Raw genomic sequence first — 18,853 nt, 5'->3', positions numbered from 1 at the left:
TTCGACGAAAGTTCTTTATATAAAACATCTTTCGCCACAAATAGAAGTATAACATCATAATTTGTCATTTAAGTAATAGGAATATTACAATTGTGTTTCAAATGCCTTTTTTTCTGCCTTTGTTCACATTTTTTCCAAACTTATTTCCTATTCTCTTCCATTAAATGCCTATCAAAATGCAGATTTAATAATTAACATACTGTAACTAAGTCGTTCTTAATAGTAGTATTTCATCACATTATATCGACATTTTCTAACATTTCTCGCTCTTCTCTCCGTTTCCAAACAATAAGCACCACATTAGCGACTACAGACTAATTATCTTTTTTATTTAAATAAAATTCTAACAATATGGGATAAACGCCTTCAAAATGGTGAATTCAATCTATATATGCACTATGTTATATTAGTAATAACTGTTTATTTTAGCTGCGTTTCTTCAAAATTATTGCGCTTTTTAAACGGACATTATTTTGTCTTAAATCAGGAATTAATCTATCCAATTTAACTTTTGATGAAATAGTAGATAGAAAAAGTTTCTATCTGCTCCAATTTGTGCTTAAATAGAAAATCATTTGAAACCAGCTTGAAACTAACTAAAAAGGAATTGATTATTATATGAAAAGAATAGTGGTCGTAGGCGGCGGAATACTTGGCGCTGCTACTACGTTTGAATTAGCAAAGCGCGGGGCTGAAGTTATTGTTATCGATAGGGAAGATCGCGGACAAGCAACAAAAGCAGCTGCCGGAATCATTTGCCCATGGAATTCCCAACGTAGAAATAAAAAATGGTATCTATTAGCTAGGGAAGGAGCAAAATATTATCCTTCTCTTGTTAATGATTTACATAACTATCATTCATTAAATACAGGCTATAAAAAAGTTGGTGCGCTCAGCCTTCATTCAGACATAGCTAAATTGGAAGCCATGAAGGAAAGAACGTTAAAACGAAAAATAGATGCACCAGAAATTGGGGATATTGACATTCTTTCATCTTCAGAAGCACAGTCTCTATTCCCCTTATTAGCTCCTGGATATATGGCATTACATATAAGCGGTGCTGCAAGAGTAAATGGATGGGCTTTAAGAAATGCCCTCATGGAGGCAAGCAAACAATTAGGGGCAAGCTTTATCCATTCATCTTGTACCCTGTTAAGAGAGGGAAATACAATTAAAGGGGTTAAACTTAGTGACAATACATCTATTTATGCAGATGAAGTGGTTATCGCAGCTGGAGTTTGGGCAAATGAATTACTTGAGCCACTCCACTTAGCTTTTGATGTAAAAGCACAAAAAGGGCAAATACTTCATATCCAATTAAAAGACATTCAATCTTCCAACTGGCCTGTAGTAATGCCCCCGCATGATCAGTACTTATTAACTTTAGAAGATAATACGATTGTAATTGGGGCAACACACGAAAATACAACAGAATTATCTCCCCATGTTACAATTGAAGGAATAAAAGAAATAATTGATAAGGCTCTCCTATTTGCACCAGGCTTGTTAGAAGGGATATGGCGTGAAGTAAAAGTAGGTTTCCGCCCATTCACAAACGATTTTCTTCCAGTATTCGGAAGAGTAAAGCATTATGAAGGAATAACGCTCGCTAATGGTTTAGGGGCATCTGGCCTAACAATGGGACCATTTATTGGGCAGCAGCTGGCAAAATTTCTTCTTCATTCTAAATCAGATATCGACTTCTCTCCCTATTCTATCGATAGTTCTATTCAAGAGCGATAGATTCAGAAACGCTTAAAGCAGCTTCTATTTATTGATTTTATTGTCAAATCCTTAACCATGAAAACACTTAACGTTTTTCTATCTGTTTAACGTTAAGTGTTTCTTTCATTAGGTATATTCTCTCATTTTTTATTTACCTTACTAATCATAAATTCCCTAACTTGCTTCCACACACTGCTTATTAAATACTTCTGATCCATCTATTTCCTCATTTCGAATCCCAAATTATTCATGAACAAGAGTAAAACACACCTTCATATTGGAAACTCATGAGAATAGATAGTAGTTTCTACATATGGTTCTTCAATCATATTCGTATTAAAATTGTTCTGTATTACGTTCACTTTCATTCTATGTAACGTTCATTCCCGTCTATTATCGAGAAAAAATGATAGATTGCAGAAGGAAAAAAGGAGTTTGTGTTTTCCTATTATTTGTTAGAAGAACAAATAAATATTTTTCCGAATTAGCTGTTGTTTAATATACTTCTTGTTACAGTTATTTTTTAAATGGAATGAATTATTACGATTACTTAGGGGAATGGAGGAGTTGTGAAAGTAACAATTGATGCAAATGTTAGTATTTCTCTTGCAATAAGAAAGAGGCAATAAAGTATGTTACTGGATACAGATTCGATTTGCGAAACCTAAAGTTTTTCAAATCAAATTATTTTAGATATCTCAGATTTTTTTGCAAAAGACAGTTCTTATAATCAAATCCTGGTTAGGTACCATACAATGAGAATCTTTCTTTTAATCTCTGAAAGTAATTAAGTTTGAATTGGGGTATATTAACATCTGGATAATGTTTAGAAAGATTGCAAACAATCTTTCCAAACACTATTATTACCAGACCAATGATTTACCTGCTAATTGATATAAATGGAAAATTCACGCTATCTATTTCCGTTTTTAACTGAAATCGTTCAGTTTTATTTTGCATTTACTTTATATATTGGAATCTCATAGTTTAAAGTATAGGAACTTAACAGACTATATAAGTTATAAATTTGGCCCACTTGTTTAGTAGCCCAGCCTATATCGGAAGCATATTGATGCGTTGCATTTCCAGTTTTCTCAGCTGCATCAGGATTCCATCTCATTTTATATAAAGTATCTTGTCCTGCATTAACATAACCTTGGGCAATAAATTTAGCTCCACCTATAATGGCTGCCTCTGGCGTAAACCATCCTGCATTATAAGCATATTGTGCACCGCTTGAAACGGCTGATCCATCATAGGCACCAATACCATACATGTTATACACAGTTTTACCATTAACCTGAACACCATTCGCTAAAGTGGATGTTCCATTTCCAGTCTCTAAAAGTGCATGTGATATCAAATAAATCTCATTAATTCCATATGCATTAGCAGCAGTTACAAAAGAAGAAGCTTTTCCTGCTAAGATTCCTTTTCCAGCTAAAATCTTACTATCTACTTCTTTATCATCTACATTTGCTTTTGCAGATAATTTTAGAAATTGCAGTGATTGTGTATCACTATTAATAAAATTGTTTGGGTTAAGATAGTAAGCAGTGTCTTCCTTACTAGCAGTAACCCATGATTGTGAATAATTTACTTTATACCAGTAATAACCATCTGTTCCTTTGATTTTAGAAGTAACCGTTAATACTTGGCCACTAGTCAAGGTACTGACAACAGAATAATCGGTTCCAGCACCTCCGCGTAATCTCCAGCCATTTCCGATTACAGTACCCTTTGTTGAATCTGCTGTTTTAAAAGCAATCGCATCTTCTCTAATATATGTGTCATATTTTTTATCTGTTTGTGGATTCACACTTAATTGAATATTTGTCATTTCTTCTAGTGTGAGATTATAATTCACATAACTTTTATTAATCGTTGCATTAGCTGAGCCATTGCCTTTGCTAGATAGATACTCTGAACTTACATAGCCTTCTAGATTATTGACTTTTACTTTAGACCAACCATTTCCTTCTGCTTGTACGATTACTACAGTACCTGCTTGAAGCTTACTGAGAATCTTGCCACTTGTTGATGGTGTTGATCGCAAATTCAAACTAGAACCTGCTTGAACATTTACGATTTTTTCGGTTACAGTTGGCGTTTCTTCCGGCTGTTTCGCTTCGTTCTTATCTGTTTCTTTATCGGGAGTAGATATACTTGTTAAGTATTCGCTGCTTACATAGCCTGCTACTTTACTTGTCTTGATTTGAGACCAGCCGTTTTTCTCTGATAATACCGTTACTACTGTGCCTGCTGAAAGCTTCCCTTTAATCGATCCGCTTGTTGATGCCGTGGATCTTACATTTAAATTAGATCCTGCCTGAACGTTCACTTTCATTTGTTTTCCGGTTGGTGCTTTTTCCGGCTGCTTTGCTTCGTTCTTATCTGTACCTTTATCGGGAGTAGATATACTTGTTAAGTATTCGCTGCTTACATAGCCTGCTACTTTACTTGTCTTGATTTGAGACCAGCCGTTTTTCTCTGATAATACCGTTACTACTGTGCCTGCTGAAAGCTTCCCTTTAATCGATCCGCTTGTTGATGCCGTGGACCTTACATTTAAATTAGATCCTGCCTGAACGTTCACTTTCATTTGTTTTCCGGTTGGTGCTTTTTCCGACTGCTTTGCTTCGTTCTTATCGGTCCCTTTATTATTAGTTGTTGTTTCTGTAATTTTTGTCACCGATAAATAACTACTGCTTACATAACCTGTTTTTCCAGATACAGTTACTTTATCCCATCCATTTGCACTCGACAGAACTTTTACCTCTGTTCCTCTTGAAAGTTTTGTTAGAATAGCACTATTAGTACTTGCTTCCTTTCTAACATTAAGGGAAGAGTTTTTTTCCACATTGACATATTTCGCCGCTGCCTTTTCACTAGTACTTGTTTTTGTCTCTTCTTTTTTCTCAGGACTAGCAGTTCCTTTCTTCTCTGTTAGATATTGTGTTGCTACATATCCTTGTTTTCCATACGCTTCTACTTTTGACCAGCCATTGGATTCTGAATAAACCGTTACAGGCACATCTTTAGCCAATTTTACAATAATGGAAGCTGAATTGGAGGGACTGTTTCTTAAATTTAAACTGGAACCAGTATTAACATTAACGTATTTAGTCACTTTTTGCTGCTTGTTTGAACTATTGGTTGTTTTCTTTTCCTCTGTTTGAACAGCTTTTATGTATTGAGATGATACATATCCATTTATGCCATTTACTTTAATTTTCGCCCAGCCATTGGACTCTGAAACTACTTCGACTTTTGTATTGTTTTTTAGCTTTGTTACTACATTTGCTTTTGTCGAAGCTGACTCTCTTACATTTAAAGTTGAAGAAGGATCAACGGAAACATATTTTACGGAACTTACTTGCTTTGTTATCAGATAACTTGATGATACATATCCAATCTTTCCATCCACTTCCACTTTTGACCAGCCATTCGTTTCCGAAAGGACATTAACCTTTTCTCCTGCCTTTAATATGGTTACAACACTTGTACTAATAGATGGACCGAATCTTACATTCAATACCGAGCCTTTATTCACCTCTACATACTTCGTGACGGAAGCTGCATGAGCCTCTTCCATAAAAAGTGGAGAAGATAATGCTGCTAAAAATATTCCAGGTACAACTACTTTTTTCACCACTACATACCTCCTAGATCTATTTACTTAGTTCATTATTTGGTTATTCTTGCATCTATCATCTTGTTACTACTAATCTCTAAACCCCTATTATATATTCTTTAGTACCTATGATATTATCTATTATTCTACTAGTATATAATCCTATAGTCACGTTTTTTTGTTATCGCCTCTTTTACTAGGTCTAACGTTTCATAGCAGCACAAAATATAAACGTTTCACCTATTCTAATAGTACCATTACTCACTAGAAATAAATAGTCACGATGATTTAGATATGATAAAAGAGACCAAAAATAGGTATCTTAGACTACTTAAAATTGAGACACCTTATTTCTGCAAAACTGAATGAAAAAAGCTTCCAATCTATCACCAAAAAGATAGATTGGAAGCTTCATCACTCAGTAGTTGGATCTTTATCCTTCCCAATCAACTGATAAATCATAAGCTAATTGGCTCTCCATGCGATTCTTTATTTCATTTAATGTTAATTCATTTCCTAATACCCACATTAATTTTGCCACTATTGCTTCTGTATTCATATCTGCTGATAATATAATATTATATTGCGCCACTTTTCTTCCTACTTCATATAATAAGAGGTCTTGTCCTTCTTCCAAACATTGAGTTGTGATAACAACAGCAATTCCTTCATCTACCATTTCTTCAATCTTCGGCAATAGATTTCTTTCTTCAAAAGGTAATCCCCCATTACCAAAGCTTTCAATAATGACCCCTTTATAGTGTTGTTTAATAAAATCAAAGATCTCAGGCTTTGTGCCTGGATGCAATTTTAATAAAAAGACATCAGGGCATATGCTTGTATCCAACAGCAATTCAGTTGTCGGCTTATCAGGCTTCCATAAAAAGTGAATTTGGTCTTTTTCAATCGTCGCTACATATGGATGATTGATACTCGCAAATGCATCATAGCTCTTTGTTCGCATTTTCATTGCTCTTGTACCAATAATAACTCGTCCATCAAAAACGACAAAAACTCCACCTATCTCTTCTTTAGCAAAGCGAATACTATCTATAACATTTTTCTTAGCGTCTGTTTGTTTAAAACTAATCGGGACCTGTGATCCAGTAATTACAACAGGCTTTTTGAGACCTTGAAGCATATAAGAAAGTGCAGCTGATGTATACGCTAATGTATCCGTACCATGTGTGATAATAAAACCATCAAATTCATGATACCGCTCAGCAATGATCTCAGCCATCATAACCCAATGTTCCGGCTGCATATTAGTACTATCTCTATTCATAATGATCTCACAAGTTACATCAACTTCTAAAATATCATTCTTAAAATATTGAAGGAGCTCTTCTGCAGACAAACCAGGAACAAGTCCTTCATTTCCTTCTATTGAAGCAATTGTCCCGCCGGTTGCAAGTAAAAGCAATTTTTTCATTTACAGTCCTCCTAAATGCCATACTCCTAAAAAATATACCTATTTTCGGTATACACCACGTTATTATATATATTTAAAGAAGTTTCCGCAATAAGAGGATTCTATCCATTTTTTCAGAAGAATTTATTTCTCTCTATTTCTATTTTCTTAGCTGAAAGCAAAATAAAAAAGGCCGGAACAGAGATGTCCGGCCAAAAATAAAGCCAAACAGATTCGTATGATTGTTTGAGCCTTTTATTCGCTTATTGCAAAATTACTAGATCATGTTTTAATCTAAATAGGTAATTTTCTCCTCAATAGACGTGCGCGCTTTTGGTTCCATAATTTCTTCTGGGTAACCAATAGCAAGAACTCCGACCACTTCATAATCCTCGCTTACTCCTAACGTATTTCTCCCTAAAGCCGAAGATCCGACAGAACTCCAAAACGTACCTACTCCTGCGTCCCATGCTTGCAGCATAAAATTTTGGATAAAACAGGATACTGCTGCTAAATTTTCATCCCGTTCGACTTGGTTTCTTCCTTTATGCGATAAAACAGCTATAACCTTAGAAGCCCCGCCAAAATTTGTTTTATGTTTTAGTTCCGCTCGGGTATTCTCACCAACAAATAGAATTCTCCATGGTTCTGTCATCCTATGATTTGGTGCAAATTTCGCCTGTTGGAGCCATTCGATAATAATAGCATTCTCTACATCCTTCGTTTTGAATTTTTTTACTGTTCTTCTCCCTGTAATTAATTCAGCTATATTCACTTTTAACTCTCCCCTTTATTATGAATTATTGCTTATTTCTCTTTATTATAATAATCCTATTTTCTATTTTTTTAAATAATGCCTCTTTCTAAAATACAAAATAATTACCTTCAGAACATTGATAACTATCCTAATGGTAACTGAAACGTTTCTTAAGTCGCCCCCTGAACAAGTTTGCCATTTGCTTATTTTATATTATTACTATTGTTGCGGAACCCACTCCTCTTTATTTCTACATTTACATGCACATTAATCTTCGCATCTTTAAAACCTGTATCCCAATTATCTTCATATTGTTTAAAATGCTTGTAATCTTGATCTCTAAATATTTCTCCCAACCCAAATATATCTGCGACATATTCTTTCTGCATTTTTTTTATCAACTTATTAAATTCTTTTTCAAGATAACGGTTTGTTTTGTCTTCAAAATCTTCAAACGCATTTACTTTTGCAGCTTTTATCCCTTTCTCGGATCCATCTAGAATCGATTCAGCTTGAATAAATATATCAAATTTAGGTCGGCCGTTCACTTGTCTAGCTTTAATCTTTGTCTTAGAATGATTAACACGCAGCCCAAAGTATTTGCTATCATTGTATGGAATACTCAACGAGGTCTGTTCCAACTTACTTTGAATCCATAATAACATTCTTGTATCATTTAAATCCAAATATCCTTGCAGCTTTCCATACTTAAAAATAGCCAATGAATCAATTTTTGCTATTGCCCCTGGCACTGTTGTTTTAATATTATCAAGGTCCCACCCTTTTTCTTTTTCGCCTTGAATTTTCATAGCGGACAAAACTGGAACTTGACCAGATGATGAATAGGTACGGATAAAATCATTTAATTTAATACCTGGAGTTCCTCCCCATTCCTCTAACATATTATCGAGTTGGGGAAATATTTTCAAAGATGAAACTTTTTGATAATCGTTCGTTACTCGTAAAAAATCTACGGCCTCCGTATCCCTTGCAACAACTATATTAAAGTCGTCTCTTATCTCTCTATCCCTATCAAAATAATCCATAAAACTTAAAATACCCTCTTTCGCCATATCCTCTCCGATAATAAGGATTCTCATGTGAGAAAGAACCAAATGAGTTGATATTGCAGAATTAAACTTATGGATAATCTCCCCTACCGTATCCCCTTCTATAGAGTAGACAATCGCAGGAGCCAAACCTTGAGCAGTTCTAGGATTTAATTCTGCAGCAGAAGTACTCTCTATCGAAAGTTTGTATTTATGTTCCTTCCCCTTATCCATTGCTATCCCCGTTACAATCGAATTTTGATTTAGTTCCGAATGATCCCAACAACCAGCTAAAAACAAGATGGATACAATAGATATACATAATAAACAGCGCTTCATATTTTTAGACTACTCCCTTTGTATCGTCAATATCTTCCTTCCTCCATCACTAATTGGTATGATAGAGAATCTGGAAAACAGACATTACATCTTTTTCAAAGATAATAATAGTTTGTGAAAAAGAATGAAATTTATCCTATATCTCCTTACAATTCTATTGAGGAATGACATAAATGACAGGGATAGCTGGCAATAATATGATAAGTCTCTCTTTCTCAAGTGGATACAAATAAAAAAAGATGAGAGACAGTGTATTAGCCCTGTCCTCATCTTTTCCTTCTTTATTATTAGTAAGCTAAGCTGAATAGCCCTTTAATATGTGATAGGTAACGAATATTACTTGCTTCTTTCATTAAGGAAGCAGGTAACCCTTTTAATGGAGTCGAGCTGCCTCCAACGATTGCTACACCATCTTTTCTACCAAGACTTGCAAGTGTACCGGAGTTAATTGGATTAAAGGTGTCTAATGCTTTATTTTCAAGGTAAGCATATAGATTATATCCAATTAATTCTCCCATTTGCCAAGCAATTTGAGCTGTTGGTGGTGCTGGACGACCATCCCCATCAGCTGGGAAGTAAACAGCACTATCACCAGCTACAAATACATCAGGGTGTGAAGTAGATTGTAGGAATTCATTTACAGTTGCACGACCACGATTTACTTCTAATCCAGAAACACCAACAAGCGGATTTCCTTGTACGCCGCCAGTCCATACAAATGTATTAGCAACAATTTGTTGACCATCTTTTAAGTCAATTACATTGCCAGACACATTTGTTACTGGTAAGCCTGTTAAGAAAGTAACGCCACGGTTTTCCAAACTCTTAGTAGCACGTTCGATTAAGTCTTCTGGTAAAACAGGAAGAATTTTCGGACCTGCTTCTACTAATAGTAATTTAATATCGCGGAAATCAACACCGTATTTTCTTGTTAATCCTGGTAAGATATCAGCAAGTTCCCCAACAAGTTCTACACCTGTTAGTCCGCCGCCACCAATTAATATAGTAGCATCTTCTTGTTTTCTTGATTTAGCATATTCACGAATACGCTCTTCTACATGATTGTAGATTTTGTTTGCATCATCTGCAGATTTAAGAACCATGCTGTTCTCTTCAAGACCAGGGATACCGAAGTATGCTGTTACACTTCCTAGCGCTACTACTAATGCATCATAAGATAATTTAGTTCCATCGCCTAAAGCAACCTCTTTTGTATCTACATTGAAAGAATCAACAGTAGCAATTTTTAAGTCGATATCTTTGCCTTTAAATAATTTTTCTAGTGGCATAGCAACAGCTTTTTCAGAAACATTACCTGCTGCTAAGCGATGCAATTCAGTAATGATTTGATGTGTTGGATATTTATTAATAACGGTTACTGTAGCTTCCGCTTTACTGTAAAATTTACGAACATTTAAAGCTGCTAGCAGGCCACCGTATCCAGCACCTAAAATAACAATATGTTTTGACATAGTAAATCCCCCGTCCTTATTACATTTAAAAGTATTGGCAAGCTTCCCTGTTAGTTTTCACATAAATAAATTCTTTTATTAACGTCATTACTGACTGAGGAAGACTACTTGAAAGATTATTTATTATTGCGTTCTGACATAATTTGAAGATAGCTCTGTAAAAAACGGAACATCTTTTGTGCTTGTGGGTCTTTTAACATTTTCATTAAACCGAATACACCAATTGTTTCATTGCTTGCATCTGCACGATCCTTGGCTTCGATAGCAGCGGATGCCATTCCTTTAACAGAATGAATAACTGGTTCGAACATTTCCGTTGTTGCCCCAACAATATCGTTTTTAAATACATCATCTTGGGATAATGATTGAACAACATCATAAGTTTTAGATAGACCATTAATCATTTCAGTTAACTTTGGTAGTTGTTCCATTAATGTTGTCAATGATTCTTGTACCTCAGGCTTTAGCAACTGATCCAATAAATCTTGATTTGTTGCAGTCAGTTGTTTTTCAGCATTGGTTTGCGCAGTAGTTTCTGACATAACTGATTCTCCTTTACTATAAGCACTTAGCTTAAATGTTATTAACAAATGTTTTGTGATTCTATGCACAAAAATTTGCAAAAGATAATTTTTAACCAACTCTAGTTAAAATGAATGAAGGTATGTACAAAACTTTTTAAACTCTTTTTCTACATACTAAAAGAAGATGTACAACCTCTCCATCATTAAACTCCTTTAATATAATACCACTTTTTGAACAAAAATAAATGTAAGTTTGACAAAAAATCAGAGTTTTTTTCAAGAAAAGTGATATTTATCACGAAAAGAGAGTATAAAGCCATAAAACCAACAAAATAAATTATTAATCAAAATTGTCTTATTTTTTACTCTATAAACTATTATGCTAAAAAAACAAGTTACTATTCATTTAGTCTGTCCCCCCCTCTCTTGATAATCGAAAGTTTACATAGCAGATTAAAAACTCTTTATGTCGACAAACTGTATCTATTACTCCTTTATACTTCTCCAAACGACTTATAAACCCCTGTAAACGTTACTTATTTTCATCAAAAATAGAGGCAGGTTTTTAATCTCTGCCCATTCCTATTTTCTTCTTTATGGTTAAGTGAAAAAAATACAGAACAAGTCGTTCCCTTGTTAACTTTAGTTTTGATTTTCATTTTGCCATTCAAAGTTGAATAAAACAAATAAACAATTGGCAAATCCAATCATTTTTTCTCCTCTAAAATAATATCTCCCTGTTATCTGAGATACCATCATTTCACCATTATTTCATCAGTAAATATTTTTTCTTTTTATTACATAGGTGCTATAGTTCCAATCTATTTTTTAATGTTTATTAGTTACACAAATAATTGCAGAAAAAGCTGCCATACTAATAGAGATTAACATTATCTTTTTTGTAATCCCTTCATTATTACTTAAAGAGGAGAACACAATGACAAATAAAAAAGCAGATTCAAAAACAGAAAATCTTAAATGGTGGCAGTTATCATTAATTGGTGTGGGCTGTACAATTGGAACGGGATATTTTCTTGGTTCCAGCCTTGGAATTATGGAAACAGGCCCCTCCATTGTTTTCACCTTCATTTTAGCAGCGATTGGAACGTATATCGTTTTTAATCAATTGGCAAAAATGACTGCGGAGGATCCACAGGAAGGGTCATTTTGTTATTATGCAAATAAAGCATTTGGCCCATGGGCTGGCTTTAGTTGTGGCTGGAATTATTGGTTTTCTAACATTCTAATCATGGGAAGCCAATTAACCGCTCTCTCCTTGTTATCTCAATTCTGGTTTCCTAAAGTCCCATTATGGGTATTCGCTTGTATTTATGCTGTTCTTTCTTTGTTTGTTGTTTTTCTAGGAACAAAAGGATTCGATCGTGTCGAAAATTATTTGGCTATTATTAAGACAGCGGCCATTATAATGTTTATCGGTTTAGCTGCTGCTGCTGTTTTTGGTTGGATTCATGGAGGCAATGGTGCTGTTTCTGTCCCTAAATCTATAGACGACCTTTTTCCTAAAGGCTACAAAGGATTTTGGATTTCTTTACTATTTGCATTTTATGCATATGGAGGAATTGAGGTTATTGGGTTAATGGCAATGCAGTTGAAAGATAAGAAAGATGCACCAAAAGCAGGTACGAATATGCTTATCATTCTCGTTATAATCTATGTTCTCTCATTAGGATTAGCGACAATATTAGCACCGCTCGATCAGTTTTCAGAAAAAGAAAGTCCCTTCGTAACAGCGTTATCGGACTATCACTTAACCTTTTTCCCACATGTTTTTAATGGTGCTATCATTATTGCAGGATTCTCCACCATGACAGCTTCGTTATTCGGTGTAACAAGTCTATTGGTAACTTTAGCGAAAGATGGAGACGCTCCGAAAATTTTCCAAAAAAAATTAAAAAAGTTTAATGAGCTGCCTCTCCCTTCTTTTATTCTTGGAGGAATAGGGCTCTTTGCATCTGTTGTCGCTGCCCTTTTATTACCCGGAAAAATATTCGAATACATTACAACAGCTGCTGGGATTCTTTTATTATATAACTGGACTTTTATCCTCCTTTCCTCCTTTAAAATACTTAAAGGAAAACTATGGGATAAACTAAAGTCTTCCTTTGGGATTTTACTTATTGTCACAGCTATCGCAGGTACCATTATTGAAAAGGAAGTCCGGATCGGCTTTTTTGTAAGCTTAGCATTTGTCCTAATTATCGCATCAGCAACTTTTTTCATGCGACATAAATTGGGAAAAAACAAGGCGGGTTGTGCAGAGTAAATCAGATTTAAATTTATATAACAGAATAAAACAAGGAAAAGTCAACGTTTAAGCTTTGACTTTTCCTTCTACACTGTCATTGATTCCGTTTGGAATATACCTTTTTTATACTATCACTAAGTTTTTGAACCGTTTTAGCATATGGTGTCTCTTTTACCTCTTGCATTAGGGACATTAATGTACTTTCCATTAAAAAATATCTTGGGTATTTGATCTCTACCTCTTCTTCGATAAATGTTAACAATTGTTCTATTTTCTCTTGACTAGATAGCAATTCTTTATCTTTTTTTAAATCTGCTTTAAACGCATAAAGCATACAAAGAATTTCCTTCTTTCCCACATCATCATCGTTCATGGATTGAAGTGCAATCCAATTATAAAGCGTATCTGGTTTTATAAGGACTTCATTAGATTTAGATAAATGGTTAACCATATCAAGCACCCGATTTACACAGTATTGAACAATTTGATGTATATTTGCGTGGTCTTGATAGATTAATGAATGTACAAAAATACTAGAATGAATCATTCCCATTAACATGATAGAACAATCTAATAAATACGTTTTATTTTGTGCACCACATACATCAACTAATCGATTATAAATCCAGCTAAGCTCATGTATTCTTCTATTTTTAATATAATTTTTTAATTCTTCATCCTTTGTAAAAAGAATTTCTTCAAATAAAGAAATGATTTTATATTGGTTATTTGTTCGAATCAACATTTCAATTTGTTTGATAAACAGGGTGCTATCTGTTTCGTCTTGACCCATTAGTAATTGTTTTCTTTGCCATTCCAATTCCGTATAAATATTTTTAAAAATTGAAATTAACAATTCATTTTTACTGGAAAAGTAATTATAAAATGTACCTTTTGAAATATTACTTGCAGTTAATATATCTTGGATTGATGTCTGCTGAAATCCTTTTTCAATAAATAATTCATGTGCTTTATCCATTACTTGCTTTTTACGTTTATTCATTTAACCACCTTGAATATAAATTTAGACTACCGGTTCAATTTATATACTAGGTCATTTAGAACAGATTTACAATCATCCCAATAAAAAAGTAATGGTGGATTATTGTAATAGCAAGGTTTCAGCTAAAGAAAAAAAGTAGAATTATTAAGTAATTATTTTTTACTTAGGGATTCTAAACATTTTTATTGCATTATTTATACTACAGGTATATTATTATTTAAGCTTAGATCCAATGGATAAAAAGAACGTAAAGTTCATAGGGAGGAATTGTTTTAATGAACACAAATGCAACATCGAATGAAAAAAAACCGCCATATGGCATTATCGTTATTTTAATGGCAGGTGCCTTTGTCGCATTTTTAAATTCAACGCTTTTAAATATCGCTTTACCATCTATTAGTGCGGATTTCAAAATTGATCCTTCTGTTGGCCAATGGCTAATAACTGGATATATGCTTGTAAATGGAATTATGATTCCAACATCTGCCTTTTTAATTCAAAAATACTCAACAAGAAGATTGTTTATAATAGCAATGTCCTTATTTACAATCGGTACATTAATGGCTGGCATGGCTCATTCTTTCCCAGTACTATTGCTTTCGAGAATGATACAGGCTTCTGGATCATCCATTATGATGCCAGTTTTAATGAACTTCTTACTTACCAGCTTTCCTGTTGAAAAACGTGGAAGTGCTATGGGTGTTTTTGGTCTAATCATGACTTTTGCTCCAGCAATCGGCCCTACATTATCAGGGTATATTGTTGAACATTATGAATGGAGAATGTTGTTCTATGTTGTTTCACCAATTGCTATTATTGTGTTAATATCAGCGATTTTTAAAATTAAAGACAAAAAGGAAAAAGTAGATATTCATATCGATCTTTTATCTGTCATATTGTCTAGTTTAGGTTTCGGCGGATTACTATATGGATTCAGCTCTGCCGGTACAAAAGGCTGGAGTAATATTCATGTTTATGGAACTTTGATTATTGGTGCAATAGCCCTTATTTTCTTTGTTCTTCGTCAATTAAAAATGACTACTCCAATGCTAGAGTTCCGAATCTTTAAGTATCCGTTATTCTCCTTATCAGCAGTAATTACTGTTGTGGTAAACATTGCACTATTCTCTGCGATGTTGTTAATGCCAATGTACATTCAAACCGTGAGAGGCATTTCACCATTCCACTCTGGTCTCTTATTATTGCCTGGTGCTATTATTATGGGGATTATGTCTCCTATTACAGGAAGACTTTTTGATAAATATGGAGCAAGAACACTTGCCTTAGTTGGTTTAACATTGACTGCCATTACAACATATATGTTTAGTCAATTATCCATGACCACTACGACAACTACACTTGTTCTTATCTATTCCTTGCGTATGTTTGGTATGTCCATGGTTATGATGCCGATTATGACGAATGGTTTAAATGAATTACCATCTCGAATGAATCCTCATGGGACAGCTTTAAATAATACATTGTCTCAAGTTTCTGGGGCGATTGGTTCTGCAGTTATGATTACAATCATGTCACAACGTACCAAAACACATGGTGAGGAACTAGCAGCTAATGCAATGCAGCAAATGAGTAATACAACCACTCAGCCAACTCCTGAAGCAATTGCCACTATGAAGGAACAGCTGGGAATGCAGGCAATGCTGGAAGGAATTAATGATGCTTTCCTTATTTCTGTCGGAATTGTCATTGTAGCACTTGTTCTTGCAGCATTTGTAAAGCGGGCTGTTCCGCCAAAAGATACAGAGCAGCAAACTAGTCCAGCGAAAATGAAAGAAGCAGTTGAATAAACTTACTTACAGTCAGCGTCAATCGCTGGCTGTTTTTGTATAAAAAAACAAGGATGTTCCTTTAATGGACATCCTTGTTTATGATCATTGCTTTGTTTATTCAGCACTTACTAAAATCTTTACTTGATTTTTTTCAGAAATCAGTGATTGGAAACCTTCCTCAATCACTTCATCTAATTTAATCTTTTTAGTCACCAATTTGTCTGCGGAAAAGTAGCCTTTTCGCATTAAATTCAACACACTTGGAAATACATCTCGATAACCAATAATTCCCTTAATAGTACGTTCTTTAATAACGATATCATTAGGAAGAATTTCCGCTCCTTTTTCCCAAATACTTACAATAACAGTTTCACCAGAAATAGTAGTGGATTGAATGGCTTGTCTTAGAACTACTGGAACGCCAGTTACTTCAAAGGAGACATCTACTCCACCATTTGTGCGGCGAACAAGTTCTGCAACAACATCTTCATAATTAGCTGGATTTACAACGATTGCACCAAGTTCTTCTGCTTTTGCCTGGCGTTCAGGAGAAAGCTCAACTGCATAAATATCTGTCGCCCCTGCTGCTTTTAAAGCTTCTATTACTAACAATCCAATTGGACCACAGCCAAAAACTGCTGCCGTATCCCCTGCCTGTATTTTACTTGATCTTACTGCGTATAAAGCAACAGCAGAAGGTTCTACTAATGCGCCTTGCTCATAGGATAACTCATCCGGCAATTTATGCAGTAATTCTGTATCAACAGAAACATATTCAGAGAAACCTCCTCCGCCTCCTGCTAAACCAAGAAATCCCATATTCTCATCTAAGTTATAAGCGCCTTGGTGACCATGTGTAGCAAAAATAGGTTCCACCACCACACGATCTCCCACTTGATAGTCGGTTACGCCTGCTCCAATTTCTACTATTTCTCCAGAAAATTCATGTCCTAATGTTACAGGAGCCACTTCATTTGTTAAAGGATGTGGCTGATCCACAGGTATAAAGATAGGACCTCCTAAATATTCGTGTAAATCACTCCCGCAAATTCCACACCACTTTACTTTAAGCTTTACCTTTCCTGGTGCTACTTGCGGTTCTTCTATATTTTCTAAGCGAATATCTTTTTGGTTATGCCATCTTAATGCTTTCATTTTTAACAAACATCCCCTTTGACCTTAATAGGTTTATAGCCGTATCCTTTTATTTTGAGCAACTTGTTATTTAAGGCCTTAAAAAACTTAAGTTTCAGAAACAATTTAATTATAGTACTTATATGATTAATTTAAAATTATATTATAATTAACTATAGTTAACGATTACTTAACTATATTCTTCTTTTTAAGAAAGGAACTACTTATGAATATAGAACAATTAAAATATATAGTAGAAATCTCCCATTCCAGCTCTTTAAAGACAGCTGCAACTAAGTTAAATATTTCTTTACCTGCCCTTAGTCAGTCTGTAACAAAACTAGAGAAAGAGTTGAACATTGAAATTTTTCATCGCTCTAGAAAGGGGACCTATCCAACTGAGGAAGGAAAAATACTCATCCAAAAAGCTACTGGTGTACTAGAGAAATTCCAAGAGTTTTTAGACGAAGCTGAAAGCTTTGCCCATATCCTAAAAGGTGAGTTAAAAATTGCCACCTTTCCTGGACCGCTGGATTTATTAGCTGATCAAATTACTTTATACAAAAAAGAGTTCCCTTACATAAAGGCATCTATTGAGGAAGATAACTCACAGCATATAATTGAAAAAGTAAAAAAAGAGGAAATAGATATTGGTTTCATTATTTATACCGAGGAGGATATCAAGAAAAACAGCAGCTTGCATTTCCATAAACTATATGATGGATGCATGGTTGTAGCAGTAAATAAAGACTCTCCTTTAGCAAACAATGAAAATATTACAGAGGAAATGTTAATAAACCAGCCTATTATTTTGTATAATGATCATTCTATTTTAGAATTCGTGCAAAACTTAGATATTGTCGATGATGACATGGAAATATTATTTACAACCAACAATGTGGAAACTATTCGGTATGCCTTAGAAAGAAATACGGCCATTAACATTGGCTATGATTATGCATTTAAAACAATAACTGGGTTAGCAAACAATGATAGCTATGTAACTCTGCCTTTCGTTGATACCATAATAAATACTTATTACTTCGGATATATTTATCCAATAGATAAAGGTATTTCTAAGGTAGCTAAAGAGTTCTTAAATAGGCTGACATAAGGTTAGCCTATTGCCAGCTGCATTATTTACTATTTCTTCTAACGCCAGAATCTTTCCCTTTATGAAAAAGATTCTGGAACATCTTATAAAGACCGAACCCAAACATAATTCCTACGGCATTTAATATAACATCATCAATATCCGTACTTCTCCCTATAAATAATTGAATTATTTCTATCAAAAGAGGAATACAGATAGCTATCCAAAATATGGAGGAAAACTTTCTGAATGCTTTCCATAATAATGGGAGAAAAATACCAAAAGGGACAAAAATAAGAATATTCCCTAATAGATTGACCAGTGACACTTCATTCCAATTACTTACTTGATCATTTTCTAGAGCAAAATAAGAAATAATCGTGGCAAAAGGGATAAGATTAATGCTTCTTAGTCCCTCAGACCATTGAATATAAAGCTGCTCCTTACCATCCTCAACTGTCATATACCAATGGGGAATAATAGTCTGGGATGCTACCCCTATGCAGAACATCACAAACAGGAAGAGGAGAGTTTCTTTCATCCAAACTATTGGTTGTGTTTTATATTTAACAGATAAATATCGACTTATCAGATAAATCGGTGCTCCAATCAATATGTAAATAACCATTGACTCAAGATACATTCTAATCATATCG

13 protein-coding genes are annotated in these 18,853 nt (G+C 34.4%); 4 read left to right on the top strand and 9 right to left on the bottom strand.

The window, feature by feature from the left end; all coding sequences use genetic code 11:
• Positions 1-618 precede the first annotated feature (618 nt).
• Positions 619-1,743 (top strand): NAD(P)/FAD-dependent oxidoreductase, encoded by a 1,125-nt coding sequence (locus tag NSS71_RS02415; RefSeq protein WP_061796847.1) that lies wholly within the window; start codon positions 619-621, stop codon positions 1,741-1,743.
• 931 nt (positions 1,744-2,674) lie between these two features.
• On the opposite strand, the gene NSS71_RS02410 is transcribed toward NSS71_RS02415, so the two are convergent.
• The 6 genes from NSS71_RS02410 to NSS71_RS02385 all read right to left on the bottom strand — a co-directional run bounded on the left by NSS71_RS02410 (position 2,675) and on the right by NSS71_RS02385 (position 10,929).
• Positions 2,675-5,377 carry an SH3 domain-containing protein gene (locus tag NSS71_RS02410; RefSeq protein ID WP_340460821.1) on the bottom strand — a complete coding sequence of 901 codons (2,703 nt, stop codon included), beginning with the start codon at positions 5,375-5,377 and terminating at the stop codon, positions 2,675-2,677.
• A gap of 415 nt (positions 5,378-5,792) precedes the next feature.
• Positions 5,793-6,791, bottom strand: a complete 999-nt coding sequence (locus NSS71_RS02405; protein WP_047942920.1) for an asparaginase — start codon at positions 6,789-6,791, stop codon at positions 5,793-5,795.
• Between the two features lie 268 nt (positions 6,792-7,059).
• Positions 7,060-7,545, bottom strand: coding sequence for a nitroreductase family protein (locus NSS71_RS02400; RefSeq protein ID WP_047942919.1), 486 nt, complete (start codon positions 7,543-7,545; stop codon positions 7,060-7,062).
• Between the two features lie 185 nt (positions 7,546-7,730).
• Complete coding sequence (locus tag NSS71_RS02395) at positions 7,731-8,915, bottom strand: Ger(x)C family spore germination protein (protein ID WP_047942918.1); 1,185 nt, start codon at positions 8,913-8,915, stop codon at positions 7,731-7,733.
• Positions 8,916-9,202: 287 nt separating this feature from the next.
• Positions 9,203-10,387 (bottom strand): NAD(P)/FAD-dependent oxidoreductase, encoded by a 1,185-nt coding sequence (locus NSS71_RS02390; protein WP_047942917.1) that lies wholly within the window; start codon positions 10,385-10,387, stop codon positions 9,203-9,205.
• Positions 10,388-10,503: 116 nt separating this feature from the next.
• Positions 10,504-10,929 (bottom strand): DUF1641 domain-containing protein, encoded by a 426-nt coding sequence (locus tag NSS71_RS02385; protein WP_047942916.1) that lies wholly within the window; start codon positions 10,927-10,929, stop codon positions 10,504-10,506.
• A gap of 919 nt (positions 10,930-11,848) precedes the next feature.
• Here NSS71_RS02385 and NSS71_RS02380 point away from each other — a divergent pair.
• The gene (locus tag NSS71_RS02380) at positions 11,849-13,195 is read left to right on the top strand and encodes an amino acid permease (RefSeq protein ID WP_047942915.1); all 1,347 of its coding nucleotides are present in this window, start codon (positions 11,849-11,851) and stop codon (positions 13,193-13,195) included.
• Between the two features lie 76 nt (positions 13,196-13,271).
• Here NSS71_RS02380 and NSS71_RS02375 read toward each other — a convergent pair whose 3' ends face one another.
• Complete coding sequence (locus NSS71_RS02375) at positions 13,272-14,180, bottom strand: TetR/AcrR family transcriptional regulator (protein WP_047942914.1); 909 nt, start codon at positions 14,178-14,180, stop codon at positions 13,272-13,274.
• A 275-nt stretch (positions 14,181-14,455) separates the two neighbouring features.
• Between NSS71_RS02375 and NSS71_RS02370 the strand changes: the two genes are divergently transcribed.
• Positions 14,456-15,988, top strand: coding sequence for a DHA2 family efflux MFS transporter permease subunit (locus NSS71_RS02370; protein WP_047942913.1), 1,533 nt, complete (start codon positions 14,456-14,458; stop codon positions 15,986-15,988).
• A gap of 96 nt (positions 15,989-16,084) precedes the next feature.
• Here the strand turns inward: NSS71_RS02370 and NSS71_RS02365 are convergent, their stop codons facing one another.
• Positions 16,085-17,125 (bottom strand): 2,3-butanediol dehydrogenase, encoded by a 1,041-nt coding sequence (locus tag NSS71_RS02365; protein ID WP_047942912.1) that lies wholly within the window; start codon positions 17,123-17,125, stop codon positions 16,085-16,087.
• Positions 17,126-17,330: 205 nt separating this feature from the next.
• On the opposite strand from NSS71_RS02365, the gene NSS71_RS02360 reads away from it, so the two are divergent.
• The gene (locus NSS71_RS02360; RefSeq protein ID WP_251686865.1) at positions 17,331-18,218 is read left to right on the top strand and encodes a LysR family transcriptional regulator; all 888 of its coding nucleotides are present in this window, start codon (positions 17,331-17,333) and stop codon (positions 18,216-18,218) included.
• A gap of 22 nt (positions 18,219-18,240) precedes the next feature.
• Here NSS71_RS02360 and NSS71_RS02355 read toward each other — a convergent pair whose 3' ends face one another.
• Positions 18,241-18,849, bottom strand: a complete 609-nt coding sequence (locus tag NSS71_RS02355) for a VanZ family protein (RefSeq protein ID WP_341151279.1) — start codon at positions 18,847-18,849, stop codon at positions 18,241-18,243.
• Between the last annotated feature and the right edge of the window lie 4 nt (positions 18,850-18,853).

The organism is Niallia sp. FSL W8-0951 (assembly GCF_038006525.1).
Lineage (GTDB): Bacteria > Bacillota > Bacilli > Bacillales > Cytobacillaceae > Niallia > Niallia circulans.
The sequence above is the reverse complement of the archived record's forward strand: the minus strand, read 5'-3'. Positions and strand labels throughout refer to the sequence as shown.